We start from the raw sequence: 562 nt of genomic DNA, 5'->3' as shown, positions 1-562 counted from the left end.
GCTGCAGGCGGTTTCGTTGGACATGAAGCCCGACGCCACAGCCGTTGCCAGCCCCTGCGCCAGTTGCAGCAGTTCGGGGTCCGTGCTGGGGAAGTAGGGTGGCCATTGCAGTGCCAGACCGGCATCGGACAGGTTGGTGTAATCCTGCCCACCAATGTTCAGGCCGCCCGCCACGACGGACGAAAAACGGCAGATCATGCGATACAGCGCCAACAGACCGTATTCGCCGTAGGACAGGCGCAGACGGTCGGCCAGCCACACGAGGCTCTGGCACATCATTTCCATGGCCCGGCCAGACTGTGCAGCGCTGATCTTGTCCGCGCTGGCCCGGTTGCCGTGGATCTGCTCCATGACGATGGCGCGCAGTTCCTTGTATTGCGCCAGCATTGCACCGGATGCATCGCCGTTGATTTCCAGCATTTTGGCATCGCCATCCATGGGTAGGATGAGGGCCGAAGCCGCGCCGCCAGTAGTGCCGCCATCGCCTTCCGCGCCTGCCGGATCAGCCTGACCGGCCTTGATGACCAGCTTCGGGTCTGAACTGTATTTTAGACCGCGCCCC

General features: G+C 62.8%; 1 pseudogene. It reads right to left on the bottom strand.

The window, feature by feature from the left end:
• A pseudogene (locus CFR80_RS18800) lies at nucleotides 1–562 on the bottom strand (portal protein); the annotation flags it as partial.

Origin of the sequence: Komagataeibacter oboediens, assembly GCF_003207815.1 — a bacterium.
GTDB lineage: Bacteria > Pseudomonadota > Alphaproteobacteria > Acetobacterales > Acetobacteraceae > Komagataeibacter > Komagataeibacter oboediens.
The sequence above is the reverse complement of the archived record's forward strand: the minus strand, read 5'-3'. Positions and strand labels throughout refer to the sequence as shown.